Annotated in this window: 15 protein-coding genes; 9 read left to right on the top strand and 6 right to left on the bottom strand. The window is 62.4% G+C overall.

All coding sequences use genetic code 11. The features are described 5' to 3' along the window. The first annotated feature begins 150 nt into the window (after positions 1-150). Positions 151-1,092 (top strand): drug/metabolite exporter YedA, encoded by a 942-nt coding sequence (gene yedA, locus HXW87_RS28325; RefSeq protein ID WP_239778200.1) that lies wholly within the window; start codon positions 151-153, stop codon positions 1,090-1,092. Between the two features lie 65 nt (positions 1,093-1,157). After that, entirely contained in the window at positions 1,158-2,498 is a 1,341-nt protein-coding gene (locus HXW87_RS28320) for a DEAD/DEAH box helicase (protein WP_041065140.1), read from the top strand. A 137-nt stretch (positions 2,499-2,635) separates the two neighbouring features. Here HXW87_RS28320 and HXW87_RS28315 read toward each other — a convergent pair whose 3' ends face one another. Then, positions 2,636-3,880 carry a TIGR03862 family flavoprotein gene (locus tag HXW87_RS28315; protein ID WP_239778199.1) on the bottom strand — a complete coding sequence of 415 codons (1,245 nt, stop codon included), beginning with the start codon at positions 3,878-3,880 and terminating at the stop codon, positions 2,636-2,638. A gap of 278 nt (positions 3,881-4,158) precedes the next feature. Beyond that, positions 4,159-5,079, bottom strand: coding sequence for a histone deacetylase (locus HXW87_RS28310; RefSeq protein WP_047296732.1), 921 nt, complete (start codon positions 5,077-5,079; stop codon positions 4,159-4,161). 82 nt (positions 5,080-5,161) lie between these two features. Between HXW87_RS28310 and HXW87_RS28305 the strand changes: the two genes are divergently transcribed. The 3 genes from HXW87_RS28305 (at position 5,162) to HXW87_RS28295 (ending at position 7,296) form a co-directional block, all read left to right on the top strand. Further along, positions 5,162-5,731, top strand: a complete 570-nt coding sequence (locus HXW87_RS28305) for a GNAT family N-acetyltransferase (RefSeq protein ID WP_047296730.1) — start codon at positions 5,162-5,164, stop codon at positions 5,729-5,731. A gap of 105 nt (positions 5,732-5,836) precedes the next feature. Next, positions 5,837-6,706, top strand: coding sequence for an acyl-CoA thioesterase II (gene tesB / locus HXW87_RS28300; protein WP_003228466.1), 870 nt, complete (start codon positions 5,837-5,839; stop codon positions 6,704-6,706). Then, complete coding sequence (locus tag HXW87_RS28295; RefSeq protein WP_198760290.1) at positions 6,703-7,296, top strand: HAD family hydrolase; 594 nt, start codon at positions 6,703-6,705, stop codon at positions 7,294-7,296. The genes tesB and HXW87_RS28295 overlap by 4 nt, the downstream gene beginning before the upstream one ends. A 114-nt stretch (positions 7,297-7,410) precedes the next feature. On the opposite strand, the gene HXW87_RS28290 is transcribed toward HXW87_RS28295, so the two are convergent. The 4 genes from HXW87_RS28290 to HXW87_RS28275 form a co-directional block, all read right to left on the bottom strand. Continuing rightward, positions 7,411-8,364 (bottom strand): alpha/beta hydrolase family protein, encoded by a 954-nt coding sequence (locus HXW87_RS28290; RefSeq protein ID WP_239778197.1) that lies wholly within the window; start codon positions 8,362-8,364, stop codon positions 7,411-7,413. Next, entirely contained in the window at positions 8,365-9,252 is an 888-nt protein-coding gene (locus HXW87_RS28285) for a neutral zinc metallopeptidase (protein WP_108183876.1), read from the bottom strand. Between the two features lie 189 nt (positions 9,253-9,441). Beyond that, positions 9,442-10,275 carry an aldo/keto reductase gene (locus HXW87_RS28280; protein WP_239778195.1) on the bottom strand — a complete coding sequence of 278 codons (834 nt, stop codon included), beginning with the start codon at positions 10,273-10,275 and terminating at the stop codon, positions 9,442-9,444. Next, the gene (locus HXW87_RS28275; RefSeq protein WP_239778194.1) at positions 10,259-11,998 is read right to left on the bottom strand and encodes an FAD-dependent oxidoreductase; all 1,740 of its coding nucleotides are present in this window, start codon (positions 11,996-11,998) and stop codon (positions 10,259-10,261) included. The genes HXW87_RS28280 and HXW87_RS28275 overlap by 17 nt, the downstream gene beginning before the upstream one ends. A 176-nt stretch (positions 11,999-12,174) precedes the next feature. On the opposite strand from HXW87_RS28275, the gene HXW87_RS28270 reads away from it, so the two are divergent. From HXW87_RS28270 to HXW87_RS28255, 4 genes are all read left to right on the top strand, one after another. After that, positions 12,175-12,951, top strand: coding sequence for an IclR family transcriptional regulator (locus tag HXW87_RS28270; RefSeq protein ID WP_047296719.1), 777 nt, complete (start codon positions 12,175-12,177; stop codon positions 12,949-12,951). Positions 12,952-13,180: 229 nt separating this feature from the next. Continuing rightward, entirely contained in the window at positions 13,181-14,242 is a 1,062-nt protein-coding gene (locus HXW87_RS28265; protein WP_239778192.1) for a Gfo/Idh/MocA family oxidoreductase, read from the top strand. A gap of 2 nt (positions 14,243-14,244) precedes the next feature. Further along, the gene (locus HXW87_RS28260; protein ID WP_239778191.1) at positions 14,245-15,060 is read left to right on the top strand and encodes a sugar phosphate isomerase/epimerase; all 816 of its coding nucleotides are present in this window, start codon (positions 14,245-14,247) and stop codon (positions 15,058-15,060) included. 64 nt (positions 15,061-15,124) lie between these two features. Then, positions 15,125-16,003 (top strand): DMT family transporter, encoded by an 879-nt coding sequence (locus HXW87_RS28255; RefSeq protein WP_047296716.1) that lies wholly within the window; start codon positions 15,125-15,127, stop codon positions 16,001-16,003. The last annotated feature ends 78 nt before the right edge of the window (positions 16,004-16,081 follow it).

The raw sequence follows: 16,081 nt of genomic DNA, 5'->3' as shown, positions 1-16,081 counted from the left end.
AAAATGCCAGACTTTCGAAATCACGGCTTATCCCGTCGATCTCCGTTGTTTCAAAAGTGTACCGGCGCGATAAACAGGTTTTGTAACTTATTTTTGCTCGCGGGCCTTTCTAGAATAATCCTCACCCTGCCTTTGACTGTCGAGCTGCCCATGCCTGCCTTGCGCCGTTTTTCCTTGCCGTTGATCGCCGCGTTTTTCGCGCTGTATGTGATTTGGGGATCGACCTATCTGGTGATCCGCCTCGGCGTCGAATACTGGCCGCCGCTGATGCTCGGCGGGGTGCGCTTCGTGATTGCCGGCAGCCTGATGTACGCCTTCCTGCGCTGGCGTGGCGCGCCGGCGCCGACCTGGGTGCAGTGGAAAGCGGCGGGGATCATCGGGATTCTGTTGCTCAGCTTCGGTAACGGCGCGGTCAGTGTCGCCGAGCACACGGGTGTGGCGTCCGGCGTGGCGGCACTGGCAGTGGCGACCGTGCCGTTGTTTACGTTGTTGTGCGGCTATTTCTGGGGCGCGCGCAATACGCGGCTGGAGTGGGCCGGGGTGGCGCTGGGAATTATCGGCATCGCCATGCTCAACATGGGCTCCAATCTGCAATCGAGCCCGCTGGGCGCGGCGTTGCTGATTTTCGCGGCGGCGACCTGGGCCTTCGGCTCGGTGTGGAGCAAACACCTGCCGTTGCCGCAAGGGGCGATGGCCAGTGCCGTGGAGATGCTGGTGGGCGGCGTGGTCCTGCTGATCGGCAGCGCGGTCAGCGGCGAGCACCTGCAAGCCCTGCCACCGGTGGAAGGCTGGCTGGCCCTGGGGTATCTGATCTTCTTCGGCTCGATCATCGCCTTCAATTCCTACATGTACCTGCTCAAACACGTGCGTCCGGCGGCGGCCACCAGTTACGCCTACGTCAACCCGGCGGTGGCGGTGTTGCTGGGGATCGTGTTTGTCGGCGAGACCATCGGCATGGAAGAAGCACTGGCGATGCTGGTGATCATCAGCGCGGTGGTGCTGATCGGTCTGCCGCAATGGCGGCGGCCGGCGCAGCCGCTGGTCGCGGAGCCGCCGAAGACCGCCGTTCCAGCAGAACCGCGTGTGAATTAGGGTAAACTGCGCGCCATTGCACCCTTGTTTTGCGCAACCGCGCTGATTTTTCCTACGGTACTCCCATGACTTTCGCCACCCTTGGCCTGATCGAACCCTTGCTGCGCTCCCTTGAGAAGCTCGGCTACCAGACCCCGACGCCGGTCCAGGCGCAAGCCATTCCGGCCGTGCTGGCCGGTCGCGACCTGATGGCTGCGGCCCAGACCGGTACCGGCAAGACCGCCGGTTTTGCCTTGCCGCTGCTGCAGTTGCTGGCCATGGAAGGGCCGAAAGTCACCGCCAACTCGGTGCGTGCGCTGATTCTGGTGCCGACCCGCGAGCTTGCCGAGCAGGTGCACGAATCGGTGCGCCAGTACGCGGAAAACCTGCCGTTGCGCACTTATGCGGTGTACGGCGGCGTGAGCATCAACCCGCAGATGATGAAACTGCGCGGCGGCGTCGACCTGCTGGTGGCAACCCCGGGCCGTCTGCTCGACCTGTTCCGCCAGAACGCGTTGAAATTCAATCAGCTGCAAACTCTGGTACTCGACGAAGCCGACCGCATGCTCGACCTGGGCTTCTCGGAAGAGCTGGCGAACATCTACCGTGCGCTGCCGAAAAAACGCCAGACGCTGCTGTTCTCCGCGACCTTCTCCGATGACATCCGCCTGCTCGCCGGGCAGATGCTCAACGATCCGCTGAGCATCGAAGTCAGCCCGCGCAACGTCGCGGCCAACACCGTCAAACAGTGGGTGGTGACGGTGGACAAGAAGCGCAAGCCGGAACTGTTCGTGCACCTGATGCGCAAGAACAAGTGGAAGCAGGTGCTGGTGTTTGCCAAGACCCGCAACGGCGTGGACGCATTGGTGGAAAAACTCCAGGGCCTTGGTGTGAACGCCGACGGTATCCACGGCGACAAACCGCAGGCGACCCGTCAGCGTGCACTGGATCGTTTCAAACTCAGTGAAGTGCAGATTCTGGTGGCGACCGACGTCGCGGCTCGGGGTCTGGATATCGAAGATTTGCCGCTGGTGGTCAACTTCGACCTGCCGATCGTGGCCGAGGATTACATCCATCGCATCGGTCGTACCGGCCGTGCCGGTGCAACGGGTGAGGCGATTTCGTTGGTGTGTGCCGATGAAGTGAACATGCTCTCGGCCATCGAGATGCTCACCCGTCAGACCTTGAAGCGCCAGAACGAGCCGGACTTCGAACCTGAGCACCGTGTGCCGGAGACCGATGCCAGCGGTCAGGTGATCAAGAAGCCGAAGAAACCGAAAAAGCCGAAGACCTCCGGTGGCGGTGGCGGCAAACGCAATCTGGGCAAGTGGGTCGACAGTGGCGACACCCAGGCGCCGGAGCCGTCGATCAAGCCTGTGCGTAAAGTGCCGGTGTTCAATACCGGGCCGCGCAAGCGCAAGCCTTGATGTGATGCGGCGTCTGTAACGACGCCTTCGCTCGTCAATTGGGAATGCATTTCCCTGTAGGAGCTGCGGTACGCTGCGATCTTTTGATCCTGTTTTTAACGGTCAAAAGATCGCAGCCTCGTTTCACTCGGCAGCTCCTACAGGGTTTTGTGCTGTAGCCACTGCAGCATCCCCAATCCTGCAGCACGCCCGCTGGCAAAACACCCGGTCAGCAGATAGCCGCCCGTCGGCGCCTCCCAATCCAGCATCTCCCCCGCGCAAAACACTCCCGGCAAGGCTTTGAGCATCAAGCGCTCATCCAGCGCCTCGAACGTCACGCCACCGGCACTGCTGATCGCTTCGTCCAGCGGACGGGTTTTCACCAGGGTCAACGGCAACGCCTTGATCGCCCGCGCCAGCAGCGCCGGATCGGCAAAGGTCGCCGCGTCACTCAACTCGCGCAACAACGCCGCTTTCACCCCATCGATCCCGACCTGACTGTGCAGATGCTTGGCCATCGAGCGCGAGCCGCGCGGCTTGCCCAACGCTGCCTGCAATTTATCCACAGGCCTGTCGGGTAACAGATCGATGTGCACCGTGGCTGAACCCTGCGCGTTGATCGCCTCGCGAATCGGTGCCGACAGCGCATAGATCAGGCTGCCTTCAACCCCGGTCGCGGTGATCACGCATTCGCCCAAGCGTGGGATATCGTCGTTCAAACCGATGGCGACATTTTTCAGCGGTGCGCCGGCGAATTTGCTGACAAGCAATTCGCTCCAGCCCTGCACCTCGAAGCCGCAATTGCTCGGCTGCAACGGCGCCAGTCCTACACCTTTTTGCTCCAGGGGCAGCATCCACGCGCCATCCGAACCCAGCCGCGACCAACTGCCACCGCCGAGGGCGAGCAGGGTGGCGTCGGGTTTGACGCTGATTTCGCCGTCGGGGCCGCTGATGCGCAGAGCGCCGTGTGCATCCCAGCCGAGCCAGCGATGGCGGGTGTGGATAACCACGCCGCTGTCGCGCAGGCGCTTGAGCCAGGCGCGCAACAGTGGTGCGGCTTTCATGTCGGTGGGGAACACCCGGCCGGAGCTGCCGATGAAGGTCTCGATGCCCAGCTCATGAATCCAGCGGCACAACGCGTCGGCGTCGAAGCCGCGCAGCAAGGGCGCGATCTGCGGTGCGCGCTCGGCGTAGCGCGCGAGGAACGCCGGGTAAGGTTCGGAATGGGTGATGTTCATGCCGCCGACCCCGGCCAGCAGGAACTTGCGCCCCACCGAGGGCATGCCGTCGTACAGGTCGACACGCACACCGGCCTGGCTCAGCACTTCGGCGGCCATCAGGCCGGCGGGGCCACCGCCGATGATGGCGACGTTAGCGGGGAGGGGGGCGGAGGTCTGGGTCATGGCGTGCGCTGCGGTATGGCGGGATAAGGCGCGCATTCTAACAGCCGGGATCCGTGTAGGAGCTGCCGCAGGCTGCGATCTTTTGATCGTGAACGTGAGAAAGCAAGATCAAAAGATCGCAGCCTGCGGCAGCTCCTACAGGGGAACGACGGTAAATCTGGTGGGCTGGTTGAAAAATAATCAGCGCGCTGTACGCCATGCTCGCTGTGGGCTGTAGTCCCTTTCGCTCAGGTTATCCACAGGCCGTTCCACAGCCATTGTGGGTAACGCAGCACAGCTCAGTGACAACCGTGTGACGTCCAGACCCGTTGCGCGCTGTGATGCAGGATGCCGTGGCGGCGGGCGAGGGCGTGGCGATCCTTGCTGTAGCCACCGCCGATCACGCCAACCACCGGGATGTCGCGGCCCAGGCAATGGCGCATCACGCTTTCATCGCGGGCGGCGACGCCTTCGTCTGTCAGTTGCAGATAACCGAGGGCGTCGTCCTTGTGCACATCGACCCCGGCGTCGTACAGCACCAGGTCCGGTTGATACAGCGGCAGCAGGTAGTTGAGCGTGTCATCCACCACCTTCAGGTAGTCGCCATCGCCCATGCCTTTGGGCAGCGGAATGTCCCAGTCGCTTTCGGCCTTGCGGGCAGGAAAATTCTTTTCACAGTGCAGGGAAACGGTGATCGCCTCCGGCGTGTCGTGGAGGATGCGTGCGGTGCCATCACCCTGATGCACGTCGCAATCAAAGATCAGCACCCGGTTCACCCGGCCGCTTTGCAGCAGGTAATGGCTGATGATCGCCAGGTCATTGAAAATGCAGAAGCCGGCCGGGTAATCGTAGTGGGCGTGATGGGTGCCGCCGGCGAGGTGACAGGCCAGACCATGCTCCAGGGCTTTCTCTGCCGCCAGAATCGAACCGCCGACCGCCCGCACCGTACGCCGCGCCAGCGCTTCGTTCCAGGGCAAGCCAAGGCGCCGCTGGTCTTCGCGGGACAACTCGCCGCTCATGTAGCGTTCGATATAGCGACGGTCATGGGCCAGGGCGAGGATGTCGTTGGGGCAGATCTCGGGGCGCAGCAGGTCGGCGTCGCGGGTCAGGCCGCTGTCGACCAGGTGATCGCGCAGCAAGCGGAACTTGTCCATCGGAAAGCGGTGATCCGCCGGAAACTCGGGACTGTAGTCTTCGTGGTAGATCAACGGCAGTGGCATGGCGACTTCATGTAGGAACGATGGAAAGAGTGAACGATCCTACCAGCGATGTAGACTTGCGGCATGGAAACGGAGGGGCATGATGGAGCCGATACTGCAACTGGAAAGTGCGCGATTGCTGATGCGCCAATGGCAGGACGAAGATTTGCCGGCATTTGCGGCGATGTGTGCCGATCCGCAGGTCATGCGTTACTTTCCACAGCCCTTGAGCCGTCTGGAAAGTGCGTCGCTCATTGGTCGGGTGCGCGGCCATTTTGCCGAACACGGCTTCGGATTATGGGCGCTGGAGCGCAAGGACAGCGGCGAATTCATCGGTTTCACCGGCCTGGGTGTGGTCGGTTTCGATGCCCCGTTCACGCCAGCGGTGGAAATCGGCTGGCGCCTGGCCCGCGAGCATTGGGGGCTGGGCTATGCCAGCGAAGCGGCATGGACCGCTCTGCGTTGCGGCTTTGACCGGTTGTCGCTGAAGGAAATCGTGTCCTTCACCGCCCAGAGCAATCTGCCCTCGGAGAAAGTCATGCAAGCGATTGGCATGCAGCACGATCCGGCCGATGATTTCGATCACCCCAAACTTGCCGTCGATCACCCGTTGCGCCGGCATGTGTTGTACCGGATTACCAGGGAGCAATGGCTGCAAACCCTGCATGGCTAAGCCGACACGGACGTTTACAATGGCGCGACAATGGCTCGCGCCAGAACCTGAATGGGCCGCCGCAGCCAAGACTGCGCGGCATAGCGTTGTGTGAGGAGAGTCTGAATGAGCCAAGTGTTGGAAGATCTGGTCGACCTGCTGACCCTGGAGCCGATCGAGGAAAACCTGTTCCGTGGCCGCAGCCAGGACCTGGGTTTCCGTCAGTTGTTCGGTGGGCAGGTGCTCGGCCAGTCGCTGTCGGCGGCCAGTCAGACGGTTGAAGAGGCGCGCCATGTGCATTCGATGCACGGTTATTTCCTGCGCCCGGGCGACGCCAAATTGCCAGTCGTGTACTCGGTGGATCGCGTGCGTGATGGCGGCAGCTTCAGCACCCGGCGGGTCACCGCGATCCAGAAGGGCCACCCGATTTTTACCTGCAGCGCGTCGTTTCAGTACGACGAAGCAGGCTTCGAGCACCAGAGCCAGATGCCGGTGGTGGTCGGTCCGGAAAACCTGCCGTCGGAGCTGGAACTGACCCAGCAACGCGCGCACCTGATTCCCGAGCACATGCGCGAAAAATTGCTCTGCCCGAAACCGATCGAAGTGCGCCCGGTCACTGAAAAAGACCCGTACAACCCGCAGCCGGCCGATCCGGTGAAATACGTGTGGTTCCGTGCTGATGGCGCGCTGGCGGATATTCCGGCGCTGCACAAATACCTGCTGGCCTACGCTTCGGACTTCGGTCTGCTGACCACTTCGATGTTGCCTCACGGCAAGTCGGTCTGGCAGAAAGACATGCAGGTCGCCAGCCTCGATCACGCGCTGTGGTTCCACAATGATCTGCGCGCCGATGACTGGTTGCTCTATGCGATGGACAGCCCGTGGGCCGGCAATTCCCGTGGGTTCTCCCGTGGCAGCGTGTACAACCGCGCCGGGCAACTGGTGGCGTCGGTGACTCAGGAAGGCCTGATTCGTCACCGCAAGGACTGGGCATGAGCCTGAGCGATGTGAAGCACTGGGTGTTCGACATGGACGGCACCCTGACGGTCGCCGTGCATGACTTTGCGGCGATCCGCGTGGCGCTGGCGATTCCGCCCGAGGATGACATTCTCACCCACCTCGCGGCGCTGCCGGCCGACGAAGCGGCGGCGAAACATGCCTGGCTGCTGGAGCATGAGCGCGATCTGGCGTTGGGCTCGAAACCGGCTGCCGGTGCGGTGGAGCTGGTGCGCGATCTGCACGGGCGTGGCTATCGCCTGGGCATCCTGACGCGCAACGCGCGGGAGCTGGCGCATGTGACGCTCGAAGCGATTGGCCTGGCCGACTGCTTCGCTGTGGAAGATGTGCTGGGCCGCGATGAAGCACCGCCGAAGCCGCATCCCGGCGGGTTGCTGAAACTGGCCGAGGCCTGGAACGTGCCGGCGCGCGAGATGGTGATGGTCGGGGATTACCGCTTTGATCTGGATTGCGGGCGAGCGGCCGGGGCGCGGACGGTGCTGGTGAATTTGCCGGATAACCCATGGCCGGAGCTGACCGACTGGCATGCGCAGGATTGTGTCGAGTTGCGGCGTATGCTTCTGGCCTGAGTTCTTTAGCGCCTGAAAGGGCCTCATCGCGGGCAAGCCCGCTCCCACATTTGAAATACATTCCCCTGTGGGAGCGGGCTTGCCCGCGATGAGGCCTGAGCGGCCACTGCAAAATCATTGATCAAACAGCGCTTTCTGCCCCTCCGGCGACGTCAACATCCCATCGCCGTTATGCCCGACCCCGGGCACTTCAACCAGCCGCTGATTCACCCCTTCCGGATGCCGGCGCAGCAGGTAGCCGAAAAACAGTTTGCCGCGTTCCAGTCGATACGCACCCTGGGCTTCGGCGGCGCAGCTCTTGTCCAGCGCCGGATGCTGCGGGTCGGTGTCCTGCTGACCGAGCAGATAAATCACCTCGCGCTTGATGTAACTGCTTTCAAGCTGCAACGGCGTTTGCCCGCCGGCGTACACCGGCATGTCGCTCAGACCGTACTTCCAGCGATTAAACCCAAGGCACTTTGCGTGATCGAAGGCGACCGGCCGCTGTTCGTTGAAATACGCGTACGACGACGGATTGGCCACCACATAGCGCAGGCGAATGCCGTTGGCCTTCAGCGCCGGTTGGTCCTTGGCCAGCAGGGCATAACGCTGCACCACTTGGCCGCCACCGGAATGGCCGAAAATCACAATCTGTTTCACATCCGGAAACTGCTTGCGGTCGCTGACCCGGGCGACGATTTCATCCAGCGCGGCGTAGGAACTCAGCGGATTCGGCCCTGTGGATAACCCGCCGCCCATCCACTCGTTGCCTTTCCAGCGCAGCAACGTGTTGGGCAGCGAGTACAGGGCGACGTCGCTTTCATTGAGAAACTGCGGCGCGATCACCAGCGTGTGCGCGGTTTGTCCGGCCAGTTCGGTGGCGTGTTCGGCACTCTTGCGGTAGGTCTCGGCGTTGCGCAGACGGCCGTGAATGACGATCAGCACCCGCTCGATTTTTTCCGGTGCGGGGCTGATGCCCACGGCCATTTCGCCGGCCTTCAACTGCAGACGCCCGGAGCTGATGGCATCGACGCCCGCCGCGTGCGCGCTGCCGCCGATGATCAGTAACGCCAAAAGCCATTTGCGCATTTACAGGTTTTTCGCCGCGAAGGTATCGCACTGGCCGACCTGGCCCTGGGCGAATCCGGTTTTGAACCAGCGCACCCTTTGCGCCGACGTGCCATGGGTAAACGAGTCCGGCACCACTCGGCCCTGACCCTGTTGTTGCAGGCGATCATCACCGATGGCGTTGGCCGCGTTCAAGGCCTCTTCGACGTCACCCGGTTCCAGCCAGTTCAGGCGCTGCTGCGCATGGTAGGCCCAGACGCCGGCCAGGCAGTCAGCCTGTAATTCCTGACGCACCAGCAAACCGCCGTCGCCCTGCATCTGCCGCCCCTGTTGCCGGGCTGCCTGAATTTTTGCCGAGACGCCGAGCAGCGTCTGCACATGGTGGCCGACCTCGTGCGCGATCACGTAGGCCTGGGCGAAGTCGCCGGCAGCCTTGAAGCGCTGGGCCATTTCCTGGAAGAAGGCCATGTCCAGATAGACTTTCTGATCCGCCGGGCAATAGAACGGGCCGGTCGCCGAGGTCGCCAGACCGCAGGCGGAATTCACCCGGTTGCTGAACAGCACCAAAGTCGGGTCCTTATATTGGCGGCCGGCCTGCTGGAAAATCGCGCCCCAGGTGTCTTCGGTATCACCGAGGATCGAACGCACGAATTCGGCCTGCTGGTCGTTGGCCGGTGGCGCCTGACGGGTTTGCGTCGAAGCCGGTGCCGATTGTTCGGTCATTTGCCCGGTGAGCTGACCGAGGATCTGCAGCGGGTCCTGGCCGGTGATCCAGCCGATGCCGACGATCAGCAGGATCGCCCCGAGGCTCAGGCCTTTGCCGCCACCGAACCGCATGCCACCGCCGCCGCTATCATCGCCACGGGCATCGACGACGTTGTCACTGCGTCGGCCTTTTTTCCATAGCATGTGGGAATCCTCTGTCTGTACGTGGTGATGAGTGTTGCTGGTGTGTGAGTGTGGCGCCAGTCCGGTCGTCCGTCCATTGGCGCACACGCAAGCAGGCCCGGCCTCGGGTGACGAGGGCGGGCCTGTTATTGACGAGCGTGTGCGCGACTAATTCAATCCGTTGGCGGATTTCTCCTTTCGCACTGTGCGTCAGCGATCGAAGGCGTCCCACACCGGGGCGAAATCCGGGCTGACCTGACGCTGATTTTTCGGCAGTGCGGCGATCAGTGCGCGGTCTTCAGCGTCCAGTTCAACCTGCAGCGAAGCCAGGTTCGCCAGTTGATTGGCCCGGCTGCTGGCCTTGGGAATCGCCGCGACGTTGGGCTGATCGAGCAGCCATTTCAATGCGATCTGAGTCGGCAGCACACGGTGTTTTTTCGCGATCTGCTGAATCTGCGCGATGTCCGAGACCTTGTTGCGCGCCAATGGCGTGTAGGCCGTCAGTCCTAGATCGTGTTGGCGGGCATAGTCGAGCAAGGCGTTTTGTCCGAGCAAGACGTGGTACTCGACCTGGATCGCTGACAGAGGGATGGCGTATTCCTCGACGACTTTACGCAGCAGCGGCAGCGGAAAATTCGCCACGCCGATGTGGCGAGCCAGACCTTGCTCCTTGAAGGATGCGAGGGTTTCAAGCGTGCGCGGCAAGTCCCAGTCAGTGCTCGGCCAGTGGATCATGAACAGGTCGACATACTCGCTGCGCAAAGCCTTGAGGCTTCGTTCCATCGAGTGGCGCATGGCGTCGGGTTGCAACTGGTCCCACCAGACCTTGGTGGTGACATGAATCTGCTCGCGGGGTGTCGGCGTGTTCGCCAATGCTTGTCCGACGGCGTCTTCGTTGTTGTAGGCCGCTGCCGTGTCGATGTGCCGGTAGCCGAGTTCCAGTGCTTGCTCGACGGCACGGGTGCATTCGTCGCCGAGCATCGGCCAGGTGCCGAGGCCGAGTTTCGGCATGTTCAAACCCTGGGCGTTAACGATGTGCTGCATGGTCGATCTCCTGTTCGAAAGCAGTGATACCGGCGATATGCCGGGCGGCGATGTAGCCGAACGTCAGCGCCGGGCCGAGGTTGATCCCGCCTGCCGGATAATGCCCGCCCATGATGCTGGCCATGTCGCCACCTGCCGCGTAGAGCCCGGCGATGGGCTGGCCATGGGCGTCGAGCACTTGTGCCTGCGGGTTGACCCTGAGCCCGGCAAAGGTGCCGAAGCAGCCCGGTTGCACTTTCACGGCATAAAAAGGGCCGGCCTCTATTGGGGCAACGCAGGGGTTGGGAAGGTTCGCCGGATCGCCCTGTTTGCGGTTGTAGGGCGTTGCGCCGCGACCGAACAGCGGGTCTTCGCCAAGGCGCGCATGCGAGTTGTAGTGATCAACAGTGCGGCGCAACCCGCCGGGATCGATACCGCAGGCGCTGGCCAATTCTTCAAGGGTGTCGCCGGTTTTCAGATAGCCGCTGCGGATAAATCCTGACAGCGGAACGGGAAATGGCCGCGACATGCCCAGGCCATAACGCCGTTGAAAGGCGCGGCTGCAGATCAGCCACGAGGCGACTTCCTCGCCTTCCGGGGTGGCGGCAACCATGGCGCTGACGTAGTCGAAGTAACCATTGGCTTCATTGACGAAACGCTGGCCGTTGCGCAGTACACCGATGATTCCCGGTTTGCCGCGCTCGATGATGTGCGGGAAATGGCCGATGCTGCCGTCGGCATGGGGTACTTGCGAGACCGGCGCCCAGGCCACGGGCGACGCCAGGTCGGTGTTGACCGTGGCACCGACGCTTTCGCCCAGACGCAGGCCATCGCCGTTGACTGCCAGCGGTGGCAGTGCCCAGTGTTCATGACCTGTGGGCGTGCGCGGAAACAAGGCCTTGCGCCGCTCGATGTCATTGGCGAAACCGCCGGCGGCCAGCACCACGGCTTTGCGTGCATGAACGCGGACCGGGCCTTTTGCGCTGTTGACCACGGCGCCGCAAACCCTTGCTTCATCGCGCAGCAGTTCGCTCACCGGCGCCGACTCCCATAACAGGACGCCAAGGTCCTCGGCGGATTTCGCCAGCCTTGCGACCAGCGCCACCCCGTTGACCAGTTGCATGGCCCGGCCGTGCACCGCCAGATCCAGCAAGTGTCGGGTAAAACGTCGGGTTACATGCCAAGCCGCTTTCAGCGAGCGGGTCAGATTGAGGAACGCCGAAAGGTCGGCGCCGGCCATGATCGGCATGCCCATGAAGGACGTTTCGCGCATCGTTGTACGCAGGCGCTTGAGCAGGCGTCCGACTTGGCGTCCGTCGTAAGGCGCCGCGATGACCGAGCGCCCGCCCGTGCCAGCGCCCGGCGTATCGCCATGGATGTCGGCGATGGCGTTGCCGTCGGCAAATTGCAAAGCGCTGTGCTGTTCGAAAAACGCGACCATCTGTGGTCCGGCAGTGAGGAAGGCGTCGACCATGGACGGGTCGTAATGCTCGCCGAGTTCGTAGCGCAGGTACGTGCGCGGTTGCTCGATGTCTTCGACGATGCCGGCGCGTCGCGCCAGTGGATTGCACGGTACCCACGCCCAGCCGCCGGACCACGCCGTGGCACCACCGAACAGCGGATCCTTTTCAACCACGATGACTTTCAGACCGTGCCAGGCGGCAGTGACCGCTGTGGATAAACCGGCAGCGCCGGAGCCGACGACCAGCACGTCGCAGTCGATTTCGGGAAGTTCGGCAGGCATCAAACAAAGCTCCGCAACTGGATTTTATTGGAATTAGATTCCAGAAATTAGCGAATGAAGCGCATCTGCCACAAGACCTGTTTCAGCAAAGTGGGCGGTTATCGCACTGCCAGTTCCGGATTTCGCTTTGTCTCGGATGTCTTTTAGAATCGGCGAAATTTCATTTGGATCTTCCCATGGCCGGCAGTCAGATCGAACGGGTTTTCAGTGTCCTGGAAAGCCTCACCAGTGAGCCGCGCGGGCTGCCGATGCAGACCCTGGCCGAGCAGCTCGACATCCCGAAAAGTGCCACTCACCGGATGCTCGCCGAGCTGATTCGGCTGGGTTACGTACGGCAGAATGCAGACACTCTGCGCTATCACTTGTCGACCAAACTGGTGGCGATGGGGTTTCAGTATCTGGCGAGCAGCGGTGCCGACATCGTGCAACCGGTGCTGGATCGACTGGCGCAGGAAACCGGTGAGCTGGTGCGTCTGGGAGTGATCGATGGCGAGCGCCAGACCTGGATCGCCAAGGCGCAGGGCGCACGGACGGGCCTGCGTTATGACCCGGACATGGGCCGCGACGCGCCGTTGTTCTACACCGCCTCCGGGCACGCGTGGCTGGCCTGCATGAGCGATGCCGAGGCGTTGTCGCTGGTCGAGCGCCAGGGCGCGGAAGTGCCAGTGGGCATTGGGCCGAATGCGCCGCGCTCCAATATCGAATTGCTGGAGCGCCTGCGGCTGGCGCGGGAGCAGGGTTATGCCTGCGTCGAGGAAAGTTCGGCGGTGGGCACTTCGGCGATTGCCGCGGTGGTCAAGCACCCCGTTGACGGCCGGGTGATCGGCGTACTGAGCATCGCCGGGCCAAGCGCGCGGATGCCTGGCGCACGGCTGCATGAACTGGCGCCGTTGCTGATGAAGTTCACCGAGGAGTTGTCGGCGGCGAGCCTGGCGTCTGAATTGTTTGTCTGACCCGCGCCGATCTTTGTAGGAGCTGCCGCAGGCTGCGATCTTTTGACTTTGTTTTTCAGATCAAGAGCAAAAGATCGCAGCCAGCGGCAGCTCCTACAGGTTGAGCGTCGTGTACGAAGGTGTGCGGTGTTCGCACGGATTTTCCATTAGTGGGTGTTTGATTCTGGAACGCAGTTCTAGATTGTTGCTGAAGAGACATTTCCAACAACAATCACAAGAGGATCGCGCCTTGACTCCGCCCCTTCGTATCGCCCTGATCGGCGCCGGCAACATGGGCCAACAGCATTACCAGCACTTGCAAACCCTCGATGAAGCCCGGTTATGCGCAGTGGCCGATCCCGGCCCGCAGGCTCCCGCGCTGGCGGCGCAATGGGGCGTGGCGTATTTCGCTGATCATCGGCAGATGCTGGAGCAGGTGCGGCCGGATGCGGTGATCGTGGCCAACCCGAATAATCAGCACGTCAGCACGGCGCTGGATTGCCTCGCCGCCGGCGTGCCGGTGCTGTTGGAGAAACCGGTGGGCGTGAACAGGGATGAGGTGCGCAAACTGGTGGCGGCGGTCAAACGCAGCGGCGTGCCGGTGCTGGTCGGCCATCATCGGCGGCACAATCCGTTGATCGTGCGTGCCCACCAATTGCTGCGCAGCGGCGCGCTCGGGCGGCTGACCATGGTTACTGCGCTGTTTCAGTTACGCAAACCCGACCGTTATTTCGAGGTCCCGTGGCGCCGTGAGCCGGGCGCGGGCCTGTTGCTGACCAACCTGATTCACGACCTCGATCTGCTGCGTCACCTTTGCGGGGAGGTGCAGTCGGTGCAGGCCGTCACGGACAACGCGGTGCGGGGTTTTGCCAACGAAGACAGCGCCGCGGTGTTACTGCAATTTGCCGGCGGTGCGCTGGGCACGCTGAGCGGTTCCGATGCGGTCGCCGCGCCGTGGAGCTGGGAGCTGAATTCCGCAGAGAACCCGGTTTACCCGCGTCAGGCCGATCAGCCGTGTTATTTGCTGGCGGGCACTGCCGGAGCGTTAAGCATTCCGCAACTCAAGCGTTGGCATTACCCTGCCGATCAGGTCGATGCCGGCTGGCACGAACCGCTGATCGCGCTGCAAGAACAGTGTGAGGGCGGGGACGCGTTGCGTTTGCAGCTGCAACATTTTGTGCAGGTCGCGCGGCGTGAAGTCGAGCCCTTGGTCAGTGCTGCCGATGCCGCGCGAACCCTGGCGCTGGTTGAGGCGATTCGTGAAGCAGCGGCCAGCGGCCGTGCCTGTTCTCCGGCAGCGGTCGAGGCTTGAACATGGACGAACGAATCCTGTCCCTGGCCAGTCTCACCGTACTCGAATTGTCGCCACCGCAAATGATCGAGGTCGCGGCGCGTGCCGGTTACAGCCATGTCGGCCTGCGCCTGGAACCGGCGACGCCGGAGGAGTACCACTTTCCGCTGGTGGCCGATGGTGATCTGCGGCGGCAGACATTGAGGCGTTTGCGCGACACTGGCATCGCGGTGCTCGACGTGGAAATCCTGCGTCTGAAACCGCACACCGTGGTCGCCGATTTCGAGAAGCTGCTGGCCGTCGGCGCGGAGTTTGGCGCCAGTGAATTACTCGTCGCCGGCAATGATCCTGACGAGCAACGGCTCACCGACAACTTTGCCGCGCTGTGTGATCTGGCGGCGCCTTACGGTTTGCATCCGCATCTGGAGTTCATGCCCTGGACCGATGCGTGCAACCTCGAACAGGCGTTGCGCATCGTCGCCAATGCCGATCGGGAAAATGCCGCGGTGCTGGTCGATGCCTTTCATTTCGATCGCTCCGGCTCACGGCTGGAGGATCTGGCCAGCGTCGCACCGGCGCGCCTGCGTTATGCGCAATTGTGCGATGTGGCGGGGCCGAGACCGGCGGACATGGCCGAGATCTTGCGTCAGGCGCGCAACGAGCGGCGGTTTCCCGGCGAAGGCGATTGCGACCTGCACGGTTTGTTGCGCAGTCTGCCAGCTAATATTCCCCTGAGCCTGGAGATCCCCACGGTAAAACTGCTGGAGCAGGGCGTCAGCGGATTGCAACGAGCGCAGAGGGCGCTCGACAGGACGCGGGAATTGTTGGCGCAGTTGTAAGTCAGTGTGGGTGGCGGGGCGCCAGCGTCCTCGCCACTGTTTATTTTTCCTTCAGAGATATCCAATGACCGTCAGCACTCCGCTCTCCGGTGTCAACCAACCCTTCAAGGGGATCTTGCTGATTGTCGTGGCGACCTTCCTGTTCTCCAGCCACGACGCGCTGTCGAAATACCTCTCGGGTTTCTACCCGATCGTCATGGTGGTATGGGCGCGTTATCTGGTGCACACCTTGCTGATGGCGGGTATCTTCCTGCCGCAATCGGGGCTGCGCGTGCTGCGCACCAAACGACCTTTATGGCAGTTGGCGCGGGCGCTGTGTCTGCTCGGCACCAGTCTGTTTTTCACCACGGCGCTGTTGTACATCCCGCTGGCCGAGGCCACGGCGGTCAACTTTCTTGCGCCAGTGCTGGTGACGGCACTGTCGGTGCCGTTGCTCAAGGAACGGGTAACGCGCGGGCAATGGATTGCGGTGATCTGCGGATTCATCGGCGTGCTGATCATCGTTCACCCGGGCGGTGAACTGTTCACTCCGGCGGTGCTGCTGCCGTTCTGCTCGGCGTTGTTTTTCTGCTTCTATCAACTGCTGACACGCAAGCTCAGTGAGGTCGATAGCCCGACCACCAGCAACTTCTTTGCCGGTCTGTGCAACACGCTGGTGATGAGTGCGCTGGTGCCGTTCTTCTGGCAGGTGCCGACGTTGACGCACGCCGCACTGATGCTGGCGCTGGGCAGTTGCGGGATGACCGCGCACCTGTTTCTGACCCAGGCGTTTCGGCACGCCGCGCCGGCATTGCTGGCGCCGTTCGGTTACTGTCAGATCGTGTTTGCCGGGCTGTTGGGCTGGGTGGTGTTCAATCACACGCCGAGCCTGTTGACGGTGATCGGCATTGTGGTGATCTGTTGCAGCGGCCTGGCGGCGGCGTGGCAGCAAAGCCGTAGGTGAGACAGATACATAAACCCTGTGGGAGCGAGCTTGCTCGCGAAGGCGTCGTTTCAGTCGGCATCTTCAGTGACTGACTGG

Origin of the sequence: Pseudomonas sp. Y5-11 (genome assembly GCF_022368695.1) — a bacterium.
GTDB lineage: Bacteria > Pseudomonadota > Gammaproteobacteria > Pseudomonadales > Pseudomonadaceae > Aquipseudomonas > Aquipseudomonas parakoreensis.
This window is presented reverse-complemented; position numbering and strand designations above follow the sequence as displayed.

Coding starts and splice junctions, on each gene's coding strand:
- yedA (WP_239778200.1), top strand. CDS start 151: ATGCCTGCCTTGCGCCGTTTTTCCTTGCCGTTGATCGCCGCGTTTTTC.
- HXW87_RS28320 (WP_041065140.1), top strand. CDS start 1,158: ATGACTTTCGCCACCCTTGGCCTGATCGAACCCTTGCTGCGCTCCCTT.
- HXW87_RS28315 (WP_239778199.1), bottom strand. CDS start 3,880: ATGACCCAGACCTCCGCCCCCCTCCCCGCTAACGTCGCCATCATCGGC.
- HXW87_RS28310 (WP_047296732.1), bottom strand. CDS start 5,079: ATGCCACTGCCGTTGATCTACCACGAAGACTACAGTCCCGAGTTTCCG.
- HXW87_RS28305 (WP_047296730.1), top strand. CDS start 5,162: ATGGAGCCGATACTGCAACTGGAAAGTGCGCGATTGCTGATGCGCCAA.
- tesB (WP_003228466.1), top strand. CDS start 5,837: ATGAGCCAAGTGTTGGAAGATCTGGTCGACCTGCTGACCCTGGAGCCG.
- HXW87_RS28295 (WP_198760290.1), top strand. CDS start 6,703: ATGAGCCTGAGCGATGTGAAGCACTGGGTGTTCGACATGGACGGCACC.
- HXW87_RS28290 (WP_239778197.1), bottom strand. CDS start 8,364: ATGCGCAAATGGCTTTTGGCGTTACTGATCATCGGCGGCAGCGCGCAC.
- HXW87_RS28285 (WP_108183876.1), bottom strand. CDS start 9,252: ATGCTATGGAAAAAAGGCCGACGCAGTGACAACGTCGTCGATGCCCGT.
- HXW87_RS28280 (WP_239778195.1), bottom strand. CDS start 10,275: ATGCAGCACATCGTTAACGCCCAGGGTTTGAACATGCCGAAACTCGGC.
- HXW87_RS28275 (WP_239778194.1), bottom strand. CDS start 11,998: ATGCCTGCCGAACTTCCCGAAATCGACTGCGACGTGCTGGTCGTCGGC.
- HXW87_RS28270 (WP_047296719.1), top strand. CDS start 12,175: ATGGCCGGCAGTCAGATCGAACGGGTTTTCAGTGTCCTGGAAAGCCTC.
- HXW87_RS28260 (WP_239778191.1), top strand. CDS start 14,245: ATGGACGAACGAATCCTGTCCCTGGCCAGTCTCACCGTACTCGAATTG.
- HXW87_RS28255 (WP_047296716.1), top strand. CDS start 15,125: ATGACCGTCAGCACTCCGCTCTCCGGTGTCAACCAACCCTTCAAGGGG.